General features: G+C 34.1%; 2 protein-coding genes. Both read right to left on the bottom strand.

The features are described 5' to 3' along the window. Positions 1–184 precede the first annotated feature (184 nt). The gene (locus ACFOWM_RS13920; RefSeq protein WP_379711218.1) at positions 185–538 is read right to left on the bottom strand and encodes a hypothetical protein; all 354 of its coding nucleotides are present in this window, start codon (positions 536–538) and stop codon (positions 185–187) included. Positions 539–558: 20 nt separating this feature from the next. Beyond that, positions 559–879, bottom strand: coding sequence for a hypothetical protein (locus tag ACFOWM_RS13925; protein WP_379711221.1), 321 nt, complete (start codon positions 877–879; stop codon positions 559–561). Positions 880–923: the final 44 nt, after the last annotated feature.

Raw genomic sequence — 923 nt, forward strand, 5'->3', positions numbered from 1 at the left:
AACGGACGGGTATTTGCGAAGACTGGGAATTTCGAGTTCCGTCCGCCCGACCGATGCTGATTTTTTGTTGATGTTGAATTTAAGAAAATTTGTTGATTTGTAACGTCCTGCCCGAACTGCTGCTGATTAGAACTCTTCCAGCCGATGACCTATTCGTCCAGCCCAGATTTTGCAAATACCGATGTTAGCTGCTGGCTTTTCTCGTAGTCAAGTTTGGCAGTTGGTCTTTATATTTTTCTGCAAATTCTTTTGCCTCTTTTAAATTGTCAGGGTAAGAAACATAACCTTCGTAACTTATTATAACTCCATTACTTTTCTCAACAGTCTTGTAAATGTGTTGATAAGTAAATCCATTATCAGTCAAATATTTTACTGTCTCCAAATGTTTCGTATCAGTCTTTTTGGGTGGCTTAAACAAATGAGATAGAAGTGTCATTGGCTTACCACAAACAGAACAAGTATATTTTCTTTCAGAACCAAAGTCTAAAGTTCTGTTTATTGTTTTTCTGCAGTCAATGCAAACAGCTTTATAACCCATTTTTAGTTAATCTTTTTCTGTTAAGAATTAATGTTTCTCCAAATGTCAGCATAGTTTCCATATAAAGATGCAAGTGAAGTAGTTTGTCCTTCTACGGATACATTAGAAACTTCTAATTCTAAAAATAAGTCTTGTATAATTTCTATTTCATTCTCTGTCAAGTCTATTAAATAGTACGATGTATGTTTGTCGTCTTTTTTGTTGTGTTTTAATGGTTTTGGTAATTCTTCAGTTTCCAAAATTGATTGGATTCTTTCCGCCAATTCTAAATGTCCAATCTTAATTAATTCGTTATAAGTTGTAATTAAAGTCCCATAGTCTAAAACATTTTCTACTATCATTTTGTCAAAGTGTGAAGTGTGTCCAATAAGCTAGCAGCTAACGG

Source organism: Ferruginibacter yonginensis (assembly GCF_042651465.1).
Taxonomy (GTDB): Bacteria; Bacteroidota; Bacteroidia; order Chitinophagales; family Chitinophagaceae; genus Ferruginibacter; species Ferruginibacter yonginensis.

Coding starts and splice junctions, on each gene's coding strand:
- ACFOWM_RS13920 (WP_379711218.1), bottom strand. CDS start 538: ATGGGTTATAAAGCTGTTTGCATTGACTGCAGAAAAACAATAAACAGA.
- ACFOWM_RS13925 (WP_379711221.1), bottom strand. CDS start 879: ATGATAGTAGAAAATGTTTTAGACTATGGGACTTTAATTACAACTTAT.